The organism is Novosphingobium sp. EMRT-2, assembly GCF_005145025.1.
Classification (GTDB): domain Bacteria; phylum Pseudomonadota; class Alphaproteobacteria; order Sphingomonadales; family Sphingomonadaceae; genus Novosphingobium.
The window spans coordinates 408,323-425,405 of record NZ_CP039697.1; the positions used below are offsets into that span (position 1 = coordinate 408,323).

Sequence of the window (17,083 nt, forward strand, 5' to 3'; positions counted from 1 at the left end):
GTCACACGCTCCGAAGAGCGGCGCGCAAAATTTTCGCTGACGGCGGCAGACGCCGGCAGCCTATGGGACGAACGCGGAGGAAATCAGGCGCGCGCGGGCGGACCGCGCAAGGGTGGCCGAATGCGATCCGCGCGCCTGCGTGCAGGCTGTCGGACCGGCGCGAAGCCCAGCGCCAGGATGAAGGCCAGCGCCAGTGCCAGAAGCACCGGCCCCGGCGCGGCCATCGACGCCATGGATAGCGAGGAAAACGGGCATTCGCCCTTGTGCTGCTGCGAGGACGGAACGGGCCCGCCACGCTTCAGCGGAACGACCACATCCTTCGCGGCATGGCTGCCCGTTCCGTCTTCGCACACCAGAATGGTCAGCACGGTTGCGCTTTGCCCAAGCATGTACCCCGCCGGCACCAGTGCCTTCAGGCACAGCGCTGCCGCGACCAGCGCAATGGCGAAGGCGCGGTGCCGCATCAGGAAGGAACGCACGAAGGTCATCGACGGCGCGCATAACCTTGCGACGCCACCCTGTCATTAATGCATATCAAAAACCCATCCCCAAGCGCTCCCCGACACCCGTGGACCTCCAATATCGGCACGAAAACGCGCGGCCATCGCTGACGGCGAGGTGTCACCTTACTGCCTCACATCTGGTCCATACCAGATGCATGATCCCCGCGAATCCATCCCCCTCCCATGAAACGTCCGGCCAGAGTGCATCCGGCCACGGTTCCACGGACTGGCCCATGCTGCTGCTGGGCGGGCTGGCCGCGTTCAGCGCCTATTTCGCGATGTATGCCTTCCGCAAGCCGATCGCGGCGGCGACGTTCGGCGATGTCGGGTCGCATCCGCTGGGGCTGGACTACAAGTCGGCTCTGCTGATCGCGCAGGTCCTGGGCTATGCCGTGTCCAAGCTGATCGGCATCAAGGTCATCGCCGAATTCGGCCGCACCGGCCGCGCCCGCGCGATTGCCGCGCTGATCGGCGCGTCCTGGCTGGCGCTGGTGGGATTCGCGCTGCTGCCCCCGGTGTGGGGCCTGCCCTGCCTGTTCCTCAACGGACTGCCATTGGGCATGATCTGGGGGCTGGTGTTCAGCTACGTCGAAGGGCGCCGCGTGTCCGAACTGCTGGGGGCGATGCTCTGCGCCAGCTTCATCCTGTCCTCCGGCATGGTCAAGTCGGTGGCGACGCTGCTGATGCAGCACGGCGTCACCGAGCGCTGGATGCCGGCGGCGACGGGCGTGCTGTTCGTGCCCGTACTGGTCATAGCGTTGTGGATGCTGGAACGGCTGCCGCCCCCTTCGCCCGAGGACGAGGCCGAGCGCACCGCCCGCGTGCCGATGAGCAAGGCCGACCGCGCGGCGTTCATGCGCGATCACGGCGTGACAATGGCGCTGCTGGTCAGCGGCTATATCCTGCTTACCGCGTTCCGCGATTTCCGCGACAATTTCGCCGCGGAACTGTGGAATGCGCTCGGCTATTCGGGATCGGCGGCGATCTTCTCGCAAAGCGAACTGCCGGTGGCGGTGATCGCGCTCGTCGGGCTGGGCGCGCTGATGCTGGTGCGCGACAACCTGCGGGCGCTGATCGCCATGCACGGCCTGATCCTGCTGGGTGCGGCGGCGCTGGGGCTGGGCACGCTGGCGTTCCGGGTGGGGCTGATCGGACCGCTGGCCTGGATGATCGTGACCGGGGCCGGCGTCTATCTTGCCTATACGCCGTTCAACGCCATGCTGTTCGACCGGATGATCGCGGCGCTGGGCCGTGCCGGCAATGCCGGCTTCCTGATCTACGTGGCGGACGCCTCGGGCTACGTCGGCAGCGTGGCGCTGCTGGTGTGGCGCAACCTGGCCGCCCCGCACATGGACTGGCTGCGCTTCACCACCGATTGCGCCTATGCCGCGTCGCTGGCGGTCGCGGTTCTGACATGCTGTTCGGCCATGACCTTCGTGCAACGGGCACGCAGGAGGCATGAGGCGAGCTATGCATGATGTGATCGTGGTGGGTGCGGGGATCGTCGGCCTCGCGCACGCGCTGGCGGCCGCGCGGCGCGGACGGCGCGTGCTGGTGGTCGACCGCGATGCGCGGGCCAATGGCGCGTCGATCCGCAATTTCGGGTTCGTCACGGTGACCGGGCAGGAACGCGGCCGGGTGTGGGACCTTGCCCGGCGCAGCGCCGCGATCTGGCGCGAGGTGGCCGGGCCGGCGGGCATCCGCGTGGAGCAGGAGGGCCTGCTCGTGGTGGCGCAGCGGGCCGAGGCGGGCCGCGTGCTCGATGCGTTCATGGAAACCGAAATGGCCGAAGGCTGCCGGCGACTGACGGCAGTGGAAGTCGGCGAACTGTGCCCGCAGGCAAGCGCCCCCGCCGGCGCCCTGCACAGCACGATCGACTTGCGCGTGGAATCGCGCGAGGCGATCCCCCGGCTCGCGGCCTGGCTGGCGGCGGCGCACGGCGTAGCGTTCCGCTATGGCGTCGCGGTCGCCCATATCGAAAGTGGCCGGGTGACCTGCGCCGACGGGACCGTGCTGGACGCCGAAGCGGTGTTCGTGTGCCCGGGTGACGACTGGGCGACGCTCTTTCCTGCGATCTATGCCGAGGAAGGCATTCGCCGCTGCAAGCTGCAGATGCTGCGCCTTGCCGCGCCCGAATGGCGCCTGCCCTCGCCGGTGATGAGCGATCTCAGCATGGTGCGCTATCTCGGCTATGCCGCGCTGCCCGAAGCGCAGGCCTTGCGCGCCCGGCTGGAGAGCGAGGAAGCGAAAGCGCTGGGCTGGGGCATCCACCTGATCGCGGTGCAGAGCGCCGATGGCAGCCTCGTCGTGGGGGACAGCCATGACTACGCGCCCACGCCCGACCCCTTTTCCGTGGACGCGATCGATGCGGCGATGCTGCGCCAGTACGCGGCGGTGCTGGGCGCGCCGCCCGCCGTTCTCGAACGCTGGACGGGGACCTATGCCTCCGCCGCCGGCCATTCGATCGTGCGCGCGCCGGCCGAGGGCGTGCGGCTGACCGTGGTCACCAGCGGCACCGGCGCCTCCACCGCCTTCGCGCTGGCCGAGGACGTGGTCGGCGATCTTTTCGACAGTCAGGGGAAAGCATGATGGTTCCGGGCCTTAAAGCGGTGGTGTTCGACTGGGCGGGCACGATGATCGATTTCGGCTGCCGCGCGCCGGTGGTGGCGCTGTGCAAGGTGTTCGAGGAAGCCGGCGTGCCGGTGAGCGAGGCGGAAGCCCGCGCCGACATGGGCAAGGCCAAGAGCGATCACATCGCCTCGATCCTCGCCGCGCCGCGCGTGCGCCAGGCCTGGATCGATCGCCACGGCCAGGCCCCCGGCGAGGCCGCGGTCGAGGAACTGTTCGCTGCCGTCGGCCCGATGATGCGCACGGCGGCGGCCGAATGCGCCGACCTCATCCCCGGCGCGGCCGATGTCGCGGGCGCCTTGCGCGCGGCGGGTGTGAAGATCGGCTCCTGCACCGGCTACACGCGCGAGATGATGGCCGACATCCTGCCCCGCGCCGCCGAACAGGGCTACGCCCCCGACATGCTGGTCTGCGCGGGCGAGACGGCAGAAGGCCGCCCTTCTCCGCTGATGCTGTGGCGCAATCTCGTCGAACTCGGGGTCTGGCCGGCCAGCGCCTGCGTCAAGGTGGACGATGCCGAAGTGGGCATTGCCGAAGGGCTGGCCGCCGGAACCTGGACCGTGGGCGTGGCCGCCAGCGGCAACGGTGTCGGCCTTTCGGCGGCGGAACTGGCCGCGCTCGATCCCGCGGACCGCGCGGAGCGGATCGCCCGGGCACGCGCCGCGCTGGAAGCGGCGGGAGCGCACGTGGTGATCGATACCGTGGCCGACCTGCCGGCGGCGCTGGCGCAACTGCGCTTCGGCTAAGGACGCACGGTCAGGTCCACATGGACCCGGATCGCATCGTGCCGCCAGTATTCCTGGTCGTATTCCACCACGCGGCCCTGCGCGTCGAAGCTGGTGCGGACGACGAGCAGGCCGGGCGTTCCCGATTTTACGCCCAGCCCGTCCGCCGCGTCGCGCACCAGCGCGCACGGGCGCATGTCCACGCGGTTGCGGGTGACGGTGACGCCATAGACCGTAGTGAGGATATGCGTCAGCGACCCGTCCAGCGAATGCGCCAGCAGGTCCGGCGCCAACGCCGGGTCCACGGTGATGCGCTCGACCAGCACCGGGCGCCCGTCGATCGTGCGGCGGCGGTCGATCACGTGCAGCGGCGCGCCCGGCGCCACGCGGAAGATGTCGGCCAACCCGGAGGACGCGGGCACGCTGTGCTTGTGCAGCGTCTCGGTGCCAGGTTTCCGCCCCTGTTCGCGAACATAGGTCATGAACCCCGCCCAGCGTGTCGGGTCATAGGTGACGGCGGGAGGAGAGACGTACCAGCCGCTGCGGTCGCGCCGGTAGATCAGACCCTCGGCTTCCAGCAGGAACAGCGCCTCGCGGATCGTGCCGCGCGCGGTGCCGGTGCCCGTCTGGAACTGGCGCTCGGACGGCAGACGGGTGCCCGGCTTCAGCCGCCCCATCTCGATGTTCAGCGCAATCTGGTCGCGCAGCGCGATATACTGCGGCCCATCCGAAGCATCCGGCGCGCGGGTGATGTCCATGAGGTCCGTCTTGGGGCGCATTGGCTACAGCCATGGCAGCACCGGCATCGCCCGGTCAACGCGGAATGCGGCATGGTCAGAAATGGCGCCGTCCCGTCTCACCCGTCCTGCGATTGCATCAGCCTTGTGAACAGCGTGATCGCCTTGTCGGCCGACGTTGGCATGACGCGGCGGCCGGGGTCGGTATCGATGATGCGCTGCTGCGCCTCGATCATCGTCTTGTCCTCGTTGAACGCCATGATTGCCACGTCGATCATCGCCTGCGCCATGGCTTCGTCGCCATGCTCGGCCGCCGGCCCCCAGGAAAAGTAATAGCTCGTCGTGCTTTCGCTGGTGGGAGTCACCGCCTGGCTGGTGAAATTGGCGAACAGCGAAGGCGCTTGCGCCGGGGGTGCTTCGTACCCGAACGCTTCCGCGCTGCCGGTGGGGAACAGCGCGCTGTACAGCAGGAACACGCCGGGCAGCACGAAATCGTAGGATGTCCAGATATCCACCCGTTCGTGTTCCGCCGCCTTTCCCAGGGGCGGCGTTGGCGGAGTGCCGACGATCCAGCGCGACGAACGCACCCCTTCCGCGATCGGTTCGACCCTGGGGCGGTTGCGCGACCATGCCTCGTCCGCGCCGAAGCTGGCGGCATGGACATAGGCCAGGTGGGTGAGATCGAGCAGGTTGTCGTTGATCAGCGAATAGTGCGCCCGATAGTGCAGTTCACCGGTCTTGAGCACCCACGCGGGATCATCCAGCGCTTTGGACGGGGCGATCCGCGATGGATCGGCGCGGTCGGGATCGCCCATCCACACCCATATCCAGTTGTTCCGCTCGACCGCCGGGTAGGTCCGGACGCAGGCCGAGGCCGGAATGGCATCCTGCCCCGGAATTTCACGACAGCGCCCGTCCGCGTCGAACAGCAAGCCGTGATACAGGCAGCGGATCGCGTTCCCTTCGACGCGGCCCAACGAAAGCGGGGCGAGGCGGTGGACGCAGCGATCCTCCATCGCCACCACCGCGCCCTCTTGCGTGCGCCAGATGACGACGGGTTCGCCCAGCAGCATGCGCTGCGTGGGCTTACCCGCCTCGAACTGGTGGCTCCATCCGGCGACATACCAGCAATTGCGGATCAGCATCTTCCATTCCCATCCTATCGAGCGGCCATAACACAGTGCGGTCCGGGAACCTTGCAGGCCGGTTCCCGGACCCGGCCGCGCAAAGTCTCGCACCGACCCCGCGCGGCCGAACCGCAAGACCTCAGAACTTCACGCCCACTTTCGCGTACCATTCCGCCGGGCGGCTCCAGGTGCCGTAGATCTGCCCGCCGGAAATCTGCGCCTGCCCGGTCACGATGTAGCGCGTGTTGGTGATGTTGGTGCCGCCGACGGCGAGGTCCCACACCCCCGAGGGCGATTGATAGGTCACGCTGGCGTTGACGATATCGAGCCCCGGCCGGCGCAGCAGATAAGTGCGCTCGGTATCGTTCCACAGCGACGAGGTGCGGGTGTAGTCGGCCAGCAGCACGACGGCACCGCCGTTGCCAAGGTCCAGCTTGTAACGCGGCGTCACGTTGAACTTCCACTTGGGCGTCTTGGGGAGATCGCCGTTCACCACGGTTCCCGCCTGGAACGGGTTCGGCGTGACGATCGCCTGCGGCAGAAGGCTGGTGTAATAGGCATCGGTGTAACCGACCGACGCGTTGATCGTCAGGCCGTGTGCCGGCGCGATCGTCGCTTCCGCTTCAAAGCCCTTGATCCGCGCGGTGCCGGCGTTCTGGACGGTCGGACTGACGCCCTGCTGGAAATTGAGCTGGATGCCATCGTACTTCGTGGTGAAGGCCGCGAGGTTCAGTTGCAGCCGGCGGTCCAGCAACGTGGACTTCACGCCGATTTCAAAGCTCTCCGCCTTTTCCTCGTTGAAATCGGGCGCATAGGGCAGCGGGTTGGAAAGGCGCGTGGTCCAGCCGCCGGTCTTGTACCCGCGCGACCACGATCCATAGACCATCACGTCATCGGTGGGATGCAGCTGGATGCCGATCTTGGGCGCGAAGTTGTTGAACTTCTTCTTCTGGGTGCCGCCCACGTAATAGCGCAGCGGCTCGCCCTGCACCGGGAAGCCCAGCGCGCTCTGGCAGGGATCGCCATAGACAGGGCAATTGAACAGCTTGTAGTTGAACCCGTTGGCATCCGACTGGCGCCCGATGAAGTCCTTGTCTTCGTGGGTGTAGCGCCCGCCGAGCGTGATGCCGACAAGATCGTTGAGCCGCCAGTCGACCTGGCCGAACACCGCATAATTCTTCGTCTTGAGATCGTTCGGCCCGATGATCTGGAGCAGGCCTTCTGAAAACGTGACGAAGTCCCGCATCTTGCCTTCCTCGCGGAAGTAGTAGCCGCCCAGCACGAAGTTCAGCCTCTTGTCGAGCGCGCTGCCGATCACCTGCACTTCCTGGCTGAACTGGTTCTGCGTCAGCGAGAACGAAGGCTCCAGGATCGCCATCGGGGAATTGTCGAGATCGAGGCCCGACGCCCACTTGATGTTGCGGTAGCCGGTGATGGACTTGAGAGCGATCGTGTCGGACAGGTCGTAGTCCATCACGCCGGTGAAGCCATAGACCTTCATGTTGGAGAAGCTGTTGCCCGTGGCGTAGCTGGTATCCTTGTCGGTCGAGACCCAGCGGTTGTCATACGGCAACCGGTTGTTGTTCGGATTGCCGTCGACGTTCACGCTGGCGAGCGCCGGCAGGTTCGCGCCCGGGTTGAGCGGCGTTCCCCGCACCCCGCACAAGGCGCCGGCGTTGCGCGCGGCAATCTCGGCGGAAGTGGCGCCGATGCAGAAATTGTAAAGGCCGGCAAACAGGAAGCCCGAGGTGCCGGTCGCCACGTCCAGCGCGGTGCCGGGGATGTTGTTCGCGGCAAGGCCGGCGAACGGGCCGGGCACGCCCGATGTCACGGCCAGCACCGAATTGGCCATCGAGGACTGGTCGATCTTCATGTAGTCGCCGCCCAGTGTCACCTTGAAGCGGTCGCTGGCTTCCCACAGCAGCTTGGCACGGATCGTCCATTCGTGCTGGCCACCCTCTCGGTCGGACGTTCTGTATCCGCTCTGCGGAAGCGATCCCGCCCGGTCGGTGACGTATGGCGTCGCCGAAGGGTAGGGGATGCGCTTCTGGTATCCATCGCGGTTCTTGACGGAGAACGTCACCGAACTCTTCAGCCTGTCGCTCAACGGCAGATCGGCGTAACCGCGCACGTCGATCCGGTTGTAGCGCCCGGTGGTGACATCGCCCTGAAACGCGGGCTTGTCGCCCGGCGTGCGCGTAACCACGCTGATCGCGCCGCCAATGGTGTTTCGGCCGAACAGCGTGCCTTGCGGCCCCTTGAGCACTTCGATCCGTTCGACGTCCGGAAGATCGAGGTTCGCGCCGACCGTCCGCGCGAGATAGACACCGTCTAGATAGATGCCGACACCCGGATCGATATTCATCGCGAAATCGTTGGCGCCGATGCCCCGGATGAACGCCGACAGCACGGACGAGGAACCGGAGAACGGCGTTCCGGCATCCAGCGTGACGTTGGGCGCCGCATTGGAAAGCTGCGCCACATCGCCCACGGCCCGTTCGCGCAACGCCTCTCCGCCGAACGCGGAAATCGCGATCGGCACGTCCTGCACGCTTTCCGCGCGCTTTTGCGCGGTCACCACGATCTCCTGAATGCCGCCGGCATCGTTTCCGCCAGCGGATCGCCCGCCGGCTTCCTGGGCATGGACAAGGCCCGGCACGGCCATGGCGACGATACTGACTGCTGACCTGAATCGCATCTGTTCCTCCCCTGCCAGACGCGCTTCGGGGGCGCCGGCTTATGAGGGGAGATTAGGTCGAGACGGTCAGCAACAAACAGGGCCTGCTGTGCACAAAATACCGGGTGAAACGTGCACTCGTGCCCGCTTTCGACCGATGGGACCTTCGTGTTATCCCCTTTCCCGGGAGAAATCGGGAAAAGCGAGAATACCCGGTGGAGGAATTACTGCACGTCAAAACGGCCGATGCGCCCATCGGACAGCGCTGCAACTTCTGGACAGGGCAGGTCGCCGCGCATCTTTCGAACATGCGCATCGACGTGCGGCGCAAACTTGATTTCAACGCCAGCATTTCCATCCGCTCGCTCGGCCCCGCGCGGATCGCGCTGATCGACGCCGATTTCCAGGCCATTTCGCACCGTGCGGACGGCAGCGAAAACCGCTTCCACCTCAACCTTGTCCAGGAAGGCGGCATGGTCCTGCACCGTTTTGGTGAAAGGATAGAACTTTCGGCAGGCGATTGGTGCCTGATCGATGAGCGGGAGAGCTACGATTTCACCACCTCCGAACGGTGTTCGTGCATCGTGATGCAAATGCCGGTGCCTTGGGCGAAGCGCATCATCCCCGATCCCGGCAAACCGCTGATCGCCAGCAGCACGTGTGAAAATCACTGGACGACCGCCCTGTCGCACGGCCTGCTCGCGGTCGGCGCGCGCGAGATCCGCTACAACGCCGTCGAGGACGGCATGGTTGCCGACCAACTGGCCAATCTCCTTTCGCTGGCACTCGGCCCACGATCGGACATGGTAACCGGCCGGCACAAGACCGCGCTCCTGCGCTCCATCCGTCAGGTCATGAGCGAGCGCTTCACGGAAAATTCGCTCACCGCCCGCGATGTGGCCGCCGCCAGCCGCATTTCCCTGCGCTATCTTCACCAGCTGTTCGCCACCCAAAACACGTCATTCGGCCAGCAGCTTCTCGCGCTCAGGCTGCACCGCGCCGAACAGATGCTCGCCGACAGACGGCTCGCCAAGGTTTCGATATCCGAGATCGCCCACGCCGTGGGGTTCGCCGATTCCTCAACGCTGACCCGCCACTTCCGCCTGCACCTTGGCCTCACCCCTCGGGATTATCGCAAATCCAGGGTTTAGGGTTCGTCCGCTCCTGGATATCGAACGCCACCCCCTGCGCGCGCGGCAAGCTGGAACCGTCGTTGACCGTGCCGGTGGCCCGCCACCGGGTGACCGCGACGGCATCGATGAAAGGCGCGTCCCTCCTCCACGATCGGGAAATCCGGTCGGGTCGCGCAAGGTATCCCTCCTCTTATCGCGCGGTGCTTGCCAGCCAGGCGAGTATCTCGTCGCGGTTCTCGTCAAGCCTGGGTGGCGGGGCATCGACCGAGGGTTCGCCCGGCACCATGCGGAACCCGACGCCCGGCAGGCGCACATCGCCGTCCAGCGGCAACCCCGGCACGGCGAGTGACGCCAAGGCGCCCGGCCCGGCCAGCGCCGAAGCCTCGTCCACCCGGCGCACCACGCCGCACGGTATGCCGGCCGCGTTCATGCCGGCTTCCCATTCCACCGCATCCCGCGTCGCGATCACGCCGGCCACTTCCGCCTTCATGGCATCGAAGTTCGCACGCCGCGCGTCGTCCGTCGCAAAACGCGCATCGCGCAGCCATTCTTCCTTGCCCACGAAGCGGGCCAGGGCTTCGAACTGGTTCGGCTGCACCACGCCCAGGGAAATCTGACGGCCATCGCGCGCGACAAACAGCGACGCCGTGGGCAATCCGCTGTAGCCGGTGTTGCCCATGCGCGACATTGGCTGGCCGGTGACAAGATAGGGCGTCAGCGCAGACGTCATGAACGCAAGGCTGGCGTCGAACATCGACACATCGATATAGCTGCCGCCGCCGCCGCGTTCGCGCTGCATCAGGCCGGAGAGGATCGCCAGCGCGGCCGTCTGACCGGTCAGCGTATCCACGATCGGGAACCCCACGCGAACGGGCGGATCGCCTTCCTCTCCGCTCAGCATCATCATTCCGCTGGTCGCCTGGACGATATTGTCGATCGCCGGCCAATCGCGCTGGGGGCTATCCTGGCCATAGCCGGATACCGAGCAATAGACGATATCGGGCCGCAGTTCGCGCACCGCATCATAACCAAGCCCAAGCCGCGCAATGACGCCCGGGCGGAAGTTCTCCAGCAGCACATCGCTGCGCGAAACGATGGCGCGGGCAATGGCCAGATCGGCTTCGTCCTTGAGATCGAGCGCGATCGATTTCTTGCCCGCGTTGGCAGCGATGAAGGCGGGCGCCATGCCGTCGAAACGGCGATCCGAGCCGTAGGAACGGAACCCGTCGCCGCGTTTGGGCTCGATCTTTATCACCTCTGCCCCCATCTGCCGCAGCAAGTGGGATGCGTAAGGCCCGGCCATGACGTGGCTGAAATCGGCGATGCGGATGCCCGCAAGCGGCTTGGTCATGGTTTCTCCGGAAATTGCTTGCGAACGACGGTCCAGCCCGTTCCCGTGCAAAGACCGCAGGGATCGCCCGCGAACATCGCGCCGGCGCGCTTGCTGCCCTTCAACTGCCAATCAAGCCAGGCCACCCCGACGCGCGCATATTCGCCCCCGTTGACCAGCTGGTACGTGCCGCCATGCCCGGTCGGCAGGTTGCCGTAGAACACGGGGACGTGATCGATGCGGTTCACGTCGTCGCTGCCGTTGGGATAGGCGATATCGGTCGGCCCGCCCAGGATATAGGCAACGGGCGTATGCAGCTTGCGCAGATCATCCTTGGTCACGGGAACGCCGCTGATGCCGGTGTTCCCGCGGTTATAGACACCGCTGTTCATCACCATGACGGTCTTCACGCGCGGATCCGCGCCTGCGACAATCGCCTGCAATCCGCCGCAACTATGCCCCATCACCGCGATGCGGGTCGTATCGATCCGCCCCTTGAACGGTCCCGCCCGGTCCGCGCGCACGGCCCAGTCGATCGCCGCGACCAGCTGCCCTGCGGTCGTTTCGTCCGGCGTCGGACGCGGCGGCGGGAACGCGACCGGTGGGCCATCGGGCAGCCGCTCCAGTGCGGGGCTTTCCACACCCGGCGCGCCGTTGGCGATCACGAAATAGCCATGGCTGGCGATCTCGCGCAGGAAATGGCTGGCGGAAAGCCCGTTGTTCTTGCACCCGCCGTTCCCCCACAGCACCAGCGGCAAAGGCTGGCGCGGGAGACGGGCGGGGCGGTAGATCGTGTAACCCGGCGCATCGGTGCGGCCTTCCGCGACCGCGGGCCAGGTGCCGGTACCCGCAGGCGCGCCGATAACCCCCGGCCCGTGCGGAGCGTCCGCCGCTTGCGCGGACGCCATCGTCGCGACCAGCCCCGCCAGGACGATCAACCGTTTCATGATTTGCCCCCACATTCGATCCGGTCTCGGCCCCGCACGGCGGCGCGCGCGGTGCGAAACGCTCTCATTCCGTCAAGGCCAAAACGCGCGAGCGCCCGGGCATTGGCTTCGGAATCGCGCAGATAAAGCGCATCGAAACGCGCCTGTTCGGACGGAGAAACGCCGCTGATCACGACATGCCGCGCGCGCGCCTCCTCCATGCCCTTGTCCAGCGCGACACGGATTTCCCGCGCCAGCGCCGCTTCCCATACGGGTTGGGCTTCGGTCAGGATGGCGCGTTCCTCATCCGTCAGGCTGTTCCAGCGCGCAACCCCCATTGCCCTGGCCGGATAGGCACCGCGGGGGACAGCCAGCGTGTTGTAATACCGGGCCACTTCCGCAAAATGCAAAGCCTTGAAGGTATCGCCGGGCGCGATCACGCCATCGATCACGCCCTTGGCCATCGACGAATAGACATCCGCCATGGGCATGTTGACGGGATCGGCTCCAAGCGATTCCAGCACCGTCAGCAATTCCGTCGGCGCCCGCAAACGCAGGCCGCGCAGATCGGCAAGGCTGCGCACCTGCCGGTTTGTCGTAACGATGCCAGCCAGCGATCCGCCCTGAACCGCCAGAACCTTGAGGCCCTGAAGCTCGCGGCCGATTTCTGGCTCCGCAGCGGCGATGCAGCGATAGAGCGCAACCTGCGATTCCACGCTATCCGCGCCGCTGTAGAAGCCGGTCTGGATGCGCAGCAGATGGGTGCCGCCGCGCGCGTAGATCGGCGTTATCAACCCCACGTCCGCCACGCCGTGACGGAGTTCCTCCATCGACATATCCGATGAAAGCAGCGCGCCCGACCAGCTGGGACGAATCCGGATACGGCCGTGCGAGCGCTGCTCCACGAACCCCATCCACGCCTGATCCGCCTTGCTGAACGGATGGTTCGGGCTGTACGGCGTGGCATAGGTCAGCTCGGTCACACCCGGCGAAGCCGGGCGCGCGCAGGCGCTGATCAGCATTGCCAGGGCCAGCACCAGGCGTTTCACGCAAGCCCCCGCGCGACCAGGAAATCGGCAACCAGCGATACCATGCGGTCGTGATTCCAGTTCTTGGCATCGACCATGTCCGCGTCGATCGAAAGGACGGGGACGCCCGCCGCCTCCAGCGATTGCGCGGTGATCTTCGTGCCCGATTGCGAGAGCCGGTTGTCCGGCGGCAACAGCACGACGCAGGCATCGATCCCGCAGCGCTCCGCCTCGCTGGTCATCCAGCCGTTCATCCACGGCGGAAGGTGCAACACCTCGTTCATCGAGCAGATACGGCTGGCCAGCGCGTCCATCGGGCGTCCATGCAACTCGCGGATATACTGCGGCCCGGCGAACGGCATGTACATGGACCAGACGAACACGGCGCCGAGCCGCTCTTCCAGCGCCTGGTAGAAGCCCGGATCGTGCCACACCCCGGCCCCGATCCACATCAACCGGATCTTTTCGTGCGCGGCGGTGCCCGCCCCGCTGGCGATGCGCTCCATCACTTCATCGCGGAAGCGACGAGCATGGTCCACCGCCCAGTCCGATCCCCGGTGCCATTGCGGGATCATGGTGTTAGGCATCTGTTCGGCGATGGATACCGGGCACGGACGCGCGCGGCCGATCGCCTGCGCGGCCTCCCAGATATACCCTTCCTGTTCGTTGATCCGCTCCATCAGGTGATGGAGCCTGGCTTCGTCGAACTTGCGGCCCGTGCGATTTTCCAGCAGCGCGATAAGGTCGCGCATCTCGGAAACCATCAGCGCGATGCGGTCGGCATCGTAGATTTCCTGCCAGTCGTTGCGGGAATGCGCGAACCAGCGCGGGTCCTTGTGCTCCCACGCGGGTGCCTCCATCGGGAAGAACTCGCTGCCCAGCGCCTCGGCCCACTGGCCGAAGACGTGCTGGATGCAATCGCAGGTCATCCGCGCGACCAGCACGGTCGGCTTGGGCAACCCGCCCCACGGCGCGGACTTGGGATCGTTGGCCAGTGTGCAAGCAAGGCCCAACGAACAATACTTGCAGCTGTTCTCCGGAAAGCCGTGGCGCGCCATCACTTCGAAGTACTGGTTCGAAAGCTGCTTCGCCGAAATATAGGCCGACCACCACTGGTTGGTGATGATCGGGATGTCCATCACGTGAAAGATCTCGTGCGGCGTATCGGCCTGGACGATTGCGAAAGGTTCGCCTTCATCCACCACCCGGCGCTTCAGATCGATGCCGAACTGCTTCTGGTAGGCGTTGGCGGCGGCGGTGCAGGCTAGGTCCTTGCGGCTGCGCTGTCCGGTGGCTTGACTCATTGGAATACTCCTGCCGCTTCGAGTTCGGCGATGCGGGCTTCGGACAGGCCGCAAAGGTCACGGGCGATGGCGTGTACGTGTTCGCCCATGCGCGGTGCGCGGAAGGGCGCGGGCCGATCCCGGGAGAACAGGATCGGCGTGGCGATATGGCCAAATGGCCCCAGCAGCGGATGGTCCAGCGTCATCAGCGCACCCCGCCCCGCCAGCTGCGGATCGGCATCGATCATGTCCTGGCAATCCTGCACCACGCCGCACGCGATGCCGGCCGCCTGCAATTCCGCCGCGATCGCCTGATCTTCCCGCGCGGACGTCCATGCCGCAATGTCGGTGCCGGCGATCGCCGCCAGCCGCGCCCGGTCCTGTTCCCCAAAAACGGTGATCGCCACCCACCGGTCGTCGCCCAGCGCCGGGAACACATCCTGGAACGGGACCCGCGGATCGGCGTTGCCCGCCCGTTGGGGGCGTTCGCCACGCTTGGCTGCCGCGAGATAGTCCCGCATCTGCTGCACGCAGATTTCGTACATGGAGGCATCGATATGGCAGCCGAGGCCGGTTTCCCGCCGATGCTGGAGCGCCGCCGCGACCGAACCCGCCATCACGAAAGGCACGATCACGTCGCCATAGGGGACTGCCCCCGGGATCACCGGATCGCGATCGGGATAGCCTGTCAGGAAGGTGCGCCCGGAAAGCGCACCGCCGGTGCCGTCCACGCCCCATTCCTGCGCCAGCGGGCCGGTCTGGCCGAATACGCTGCCCGATACCATGACGATACCGGGGTTGCGCGCCGCCAGCGCATCGTAGTCGAGGCCCAGCTTCTTCATCGTACCGGGCGAGAAGTTTTCGACGACGACGTCGGCCCAATCGATCAGCGGATCGATCAGCTCGCGCGCCTCCGGCTTCTTCATGTTCAAGGAAACACTGCGCTTGGATGAATTGAGATGCGCGAACCAGGGCTTGTCGTCCCAGTTGCCGGCCTGCGATGCCGAAACCTGCACGTCCAGCCGCGCCAGATCGGGCCGCGTGCGGCTTTCGATCTTCACCACCTCGGCGCCGAGATCGCCCAGCGTCTTGGTCGTGATCGAACCCACCAGCGCCCAGGCGAAATCCAGCACGCGCACGCCCGCAAGCGGACCGGAGCGAGCGCCGGCATGGACGGCGGGCGCCGCTGGCGTGGTCCCCGGACGGAACGTCGCAAAGCGGTCGGGCAATCCCGACGGCGTGTCGAAGAAGGAGCGCGCAGCGAGATGGGGATCGGCCAGCACATCCGACGGCTCGTTCGCCACGCACGCGTTGATGCCGCGCCGCAGCCCCTCGATGGCGATTTCCCGCTTCGTGCGCGAACGGAAGAACGCGTCGATCGCGGCTTCCCAGATCGCCCGCGTTTCCGCTGGCAGCGTCGAGCGGTTGTACGCCAGCCAGTCCGTGCCGCGCAGCGGGTTTGGCATGCCGGCATCGTCGATCCAGTCGGACAGCGCCTGGTTGGCGGGCGCGCCCAGCCGCCCCGTCATCAGCGAATGGAAGCACCAGCCGTCCGCCAGCCGCCAGATCGCCCGGACGGTGGCCTGGCCATAGGCCAGCGCCCCGCCGACGCGGACCAGCTTGCGCCGGTCGAATTGCCAGCACAGCACGCCGTTGAAATTGCGACTGAACGCGACCTGCTGGATCGAGACATCGACATGCTGGCCCTTGCCGTGCGTGCCGCGCGCATAATGCGCGGCCATCGCGCCCGACGCCGCAACCATGTCGGCGTGGAACGTGCAGGCGTCGCCCGCCTCTTTCACCGGCGGCAGTCCCGGCTCTCCGGTAACGCGCAAGGCGCCGCCCATTGCCGAGGCAACCAGTTCCCCACCCTTCCAGCCGGAGCGCGGGCCGCCGGACCCGAACGGCGTGACCGATACGTGAATGGCCGCGTCCGGCACGACAACGCCGGCCAGTCCTTCCAGCCCGATGTCATCGATCACGAACGACGCGCCTTCGACCGCCCCGCCCAGCTCGGCCCCCAGCGAGGTCAGGAATCGCGCCAGAGGACGCTCCCCCATGCCGCCGAGCACGGCGACGCGATGGCCAGCGAGCGGCTTCATGCTGCGCCTCCCTGCAGGAAAGCAGCGATCTCGGCATCCACGCCATCGTTCGCGCGCCAATCACGCCGCGTCAGGATCAGCGCGGGAATATCGATCCTTGCCAGCACGTCGCGCTGCGCGGGCAGATGCCAGACGCGGGCATCGTCCTCTTCGGCGAACCACAGCACCGCCGCCAATGCGCCGCATTCGTCCGCCTGCGCTTCCAGCGCCTGCGCGCGATCGAAAAACGCCCGCACATCCGCGCGCCTCGCGTGAAGCTGACGAGCAAGCGCGGCGAACGGATCGCCAGTGCCTTCCTCGACCGGCGGCCCCGGGTCCGCCCACGCATCGCCCAGCGTTTCACCGGCCGCGATCCAGCCGGCGCGTTCGACCATGCCATGCAGCCGGCGATCCGGGGGCGGCGTGCCCGCGATCAGGCAGACCCGCCCGGGCTGCGCACCCGCCGCAGCAGTCGCATTCGCCCGGCGAACGTTGGTTTCCGCGATGCCCCGCTCAAGCGCGATCTCACCGACGCCAAGACGATCGGCCAGCTTCCGCACGCTGGCAACCATGTGCTGTGCGCTGCTGGCACGTCCGATCTTGGCGACATCGAAGATCAACGGTTCGGGGCCGCCGACCTTGCCCAGCCGGCGCAGCTCGCTGATGTAGTAGTAAAGGCGCTGTGCCCCATCGTCGGCACGCGAAAACACCACGGCATCCAGGTGGTCGAACCGGCCATCCAGCCAGTCTTGCAGGACGGAATAGGTCCAGCGCGGAAACTTGCTTTCCAGCCAGCGGTCTGCGGCGGGCGTTTCGCGGTCGATGTCCCAGGGAAGCAAACCGGCATGCACGCCTGTGGCGGCAAGCAGGTCTTGCGGCAAATCCGGGCCGAGTGATGCAATCAT

Annotated in this window: 14 protein-coding genes; 4 read left to right on the forward strand and 10 right to left on the reverse strand. The window is 66.6% G+C overall.

Features of this window, described 5'->3' with window-relative positions; translation table 11 throughout:
* Positions 1–83: 83 nt before the first annotated feature.
* The gene (locus FA702_RS19905) at positions 84–488 is read right to left on the reverse strand and encodes a hypothetical protein (RefSeq protein WP_136957832.1); all 405 of its coding nucleotides are present in this window, start codon (positions 486–488) and stop codon (positions 84–86) included.
* A gap of 248 nt (positions 489–736) precedes the next feature.
* Between FA702_RS19905 and FA702_RS19910 the strand changes: the two genes are divergently transcribed.
* From FA702_RS19910 to phnX, 3 genes are read left to right on the forward strand one after another with little or no spacing between them, the layout of a single operon-like run.
* Complete coding sequence (locus FA702_RS19910) at positions 737–1,981, forward strand: DUF5690 family protein (protein ID WP_136957833.1); 1,245 nt, start codon at positions 737–739, stop codon at positions 1,979–1,981.
* Positions 1,974–3,092, forward strand: a complete 1,119-nt coding sequence (locus FA702_RS19915; protein WP_255504849.1) for a TIGR03364 family FAD-dependent oxidoreductase — start codon at positions 1,974–1,976, stop codon at positions 3,090–3,092. Before FA702_RS19910 ends, FA702_RS19915 begins: the two co-directional genes overlap by 8 nt.
* On the forward strand, positions 3,089–3,877 hold the full coding sequence (gene phnX, locus FA702_RS19920; protein ID WP_370385525.1) for a phosphonoacetaldehyde hydrolase: 789 nt from the start codon (positions 3,089–3,091) through the stop codon (positions 3,875–3,877). The genes FA702_RS19915 and phnX overlap by 4 nt, the downstream gene beginning before the upstream one ends.
* Here phnX and FA702_RS19925 read toward each other — a convergent pair.
* The 3 genes from FA702_RS19925 to FA702_RS19935 form a co-directional block, all read right to left on the reverse strand.
* Complete coding sequence (locus FA702_RS19925) at positions 3,874–4,635, reverse strand: UTRA domain-containing protein (RefSeq protein ID WP_370385526.1); 762 nt, start codon at positions 4,633–4,635, stop codon at positions 3,874–3,876. The two genes, phnX and FA702_RS19925, sit on opposite strands and share 4 nt — an antisense overlap.
* A gap of 77 nt (positions 4,636–4,712) precedes the next feature.
* Complete coding sequence (locus FA702_RS19930) at positions 4,713–5,738, reverse strand: aromatic ring-hydroxylating dioxygenase subunit alpha (RefSeq protein ID WP_136957835.1); 1,026 nt, start codon at positions 5,736–5,738, stop codon at positions 4,713–4,715.
* A 121-nt stretch (positions 5,739–5,859) separates the two neighbouring features.
* On the reverse strand, positions 5,860–8,418 hold the full coding sequence (locus FA702_RS19935) for a TonB-dependent receptor (protein ID WP_136957836.1): 2,559 nt from the start codon (positions 8,416–8,418) through the stop codon (positions 5,860–5,862).
* A 287-nt stretch (positions 8,419–8,705) separates the two neighbouring features.
* On the opposite strand from FA702_RS19935, the gene FA702_RS19940 reads away from it, so the two are divergent.
* Entirely contained in the window at positions 8,706–9,548 is an 843-nt protein-coding gene (locus tag FA702_RS19940) for an AraC family transcriptional regulator (RefSeq protein ID WP_255504919.1), read from the forward strand.
* Between the two features lie 172 nt (positions 9,549–9,720).
* Here FA702_RS19940 and FA702_RS19945 read toward each other — a convergent pair whose 3' ends face one another.
* Genes FA702_RS19945 through FA702_RS19970 form a run of 6 tightly spaced genes read right to left on the reverse strand, consistent with a single transcriptional unit; the run spans position 9,721 to position 17,083 of the window.
* Positions 9,721–10,881 carry a CaiB/BaiF CoA-transferase family protein gene (locus FA702_RS19945; RefSeq protein ID WP_136957838.1) on the reverse strand — a complete coding sequence of 387 codons (1,161 nt, stop codon included), beginning with the start codon at positions 10,879–10,881 and terminating at the stop codon, positions 9,721–9,723.
* Entirely contained in the window at positions 10,878–11,807 is a 930-nt protein-coding gene (locus FA702_RS19950) for a hypothetical protein (protein ID WP_255504850.1), read from the reverse strand. The genes FA702_RS19945 and FA702_RS19950 overlap by 4 nt, the downstream gene beginning before the upstream one ends.
* Positions 11,804–12,835, reverse strand: a complete 1,032-nt coding sequence (gene dctP / locus FA702_RS19955; protein WP_255504851.1) for a TRAP transporter substrate-binding protein DctP — start codon at positions 12,833–12,835, stop codon at positions 11,804–11,806. Before dctP ends, FA702_RS19950 begins: the two co-directional genes overlap by 4 nt.
* Positions 12,832–14,118, reverse strand: coding sequence for a 2-hydroxyacyl-CoA dehydratase subunit D (locus FA702_RS19960; protein ID WP_136957839.1), 1,287 nt, complete (start codon positions 14,116–14,118; stop codon positions 12,832–12,834). The genes dctP and FA702_RS19960 overlap by 4 nt, the downstream gene beginning before the upstream one ends.
* On the reverse strand, positions 14,115–16,199 hold the full coding sequence (locus tag FA702_RS19965; RefSeq protein WP_136957840.1) for a CoA transferase: 2,085 nt from the start codon (positions 16,197–16,199) through the stop codon (positions 14,115–14,117). The genes FA702_RS19960 and FA702_RS19965 overlap by 4 nt, the downstream gene beginning before the upstream one ends.
* A complete protein-coding gene (locus tag FA702_RS19970) occupies positions 16,196–17,083 on the reverse strand; it encodes a hypothetical protein (RefSeq protein ID WP_255504852.1) in 888 nt (295 codons plus the stop codon). Before FA702_RS19970 ends, FA702_RS19965 begins: the two co-directional genes overlap by 4 nt.

Bases quoted from the DNA above. Each gene is read 5' to 3' on its own strand.
- FA702_RS19905 (WP_136957832.1), bottom strand. From the start codon at position 488: ATGACCTTCGTGCGTTCCTTCCTGATGCGGCACCGCGCCTTCGCCATT.
- FA702_RS19910 (WP_136957833.1), top strand. From the start codon at position 737: ATGCTGCTGCTGGGCGGGCTGGCCGCGTTCAGCGCCTATTTCGCGATG.
- FA702_RS19915 (WP_255504849.1), top strand. From the start codon at position 1,974: ATGCATGATGTGATCGTGGTGGGTGCGGGGATCGTCGGCCTCGCGCAC.
- phnX (WP_370385525.1), top strand. From the start codon at position 3,089: ATGATGGTTCCGGGCCTTAAAGCGGTGGTGTTCGACTGGGCGGGCACG.
- FA702_RS19925 (WP_370385526.1), bottom strand. From the start codon at position 4,635: ATGCGCCCCAAGACGGACCTCATGGACATCACCCGCGCGCCGGATGCT.
- FA702_RS19930 (WP_136957835.1), bottom strand. From the start codon at position 5,738: ATGCTGATCCGCAATTGCTGGTATGTCGCCGGATGGAGCCACCAGTTC.
- FA702_RS19935 (WP_136957836.1), bottom strand. From the start codon at position 8,418: ATGCGATTCAGGTCAGCAGTCAGTATCGTCGCCATGGCCGTGCCGGGC.
- FA702_RS19940 (WP_255504919.1), top strand. From the start codon at position 8,706: ATGCGCATCGACGTGCGGCGCAAACTTGATTTCAACGCCAGCATTTCC.
- FA702_RS19945 (WP_136957838.1), bottom strand. From the start codon at position 10,881: ATGACCAAGCCGCTTGCGGGCATCCGCATCGCCGATTTCAGCCACGTC.
- FA702_RS19950 (WP_255504850.1), bottom strand. From the start codon at position 11,807: ATGAAACGGTTGATCGTCCTGGCGGGGCTGGTCGCGACGATGGCGTCC.
- FA702_RS19960 (WP_136957839.1), bottom strand. From the start codon at position 14,118: ATGAGTCAAGCCACCGGACAGCGCAGCCGCAAGGACCTAGCCTGCACC.
- FA702_RS19965 (WP_136957840.1), bottom strand. From the start codon at position 16,199: ATGAAGCCGCTCGCTGGCCATCGCGTCGCCGTGCTCGGCGGCATGGGG.
- FA702_RS19970 (WP_255504852.1), bottom strand. From the start codon at position 17,083: ATGATTGCATCACTCGGCCCGGATTTGCCGCAAGACCTGCTTGCCGCC.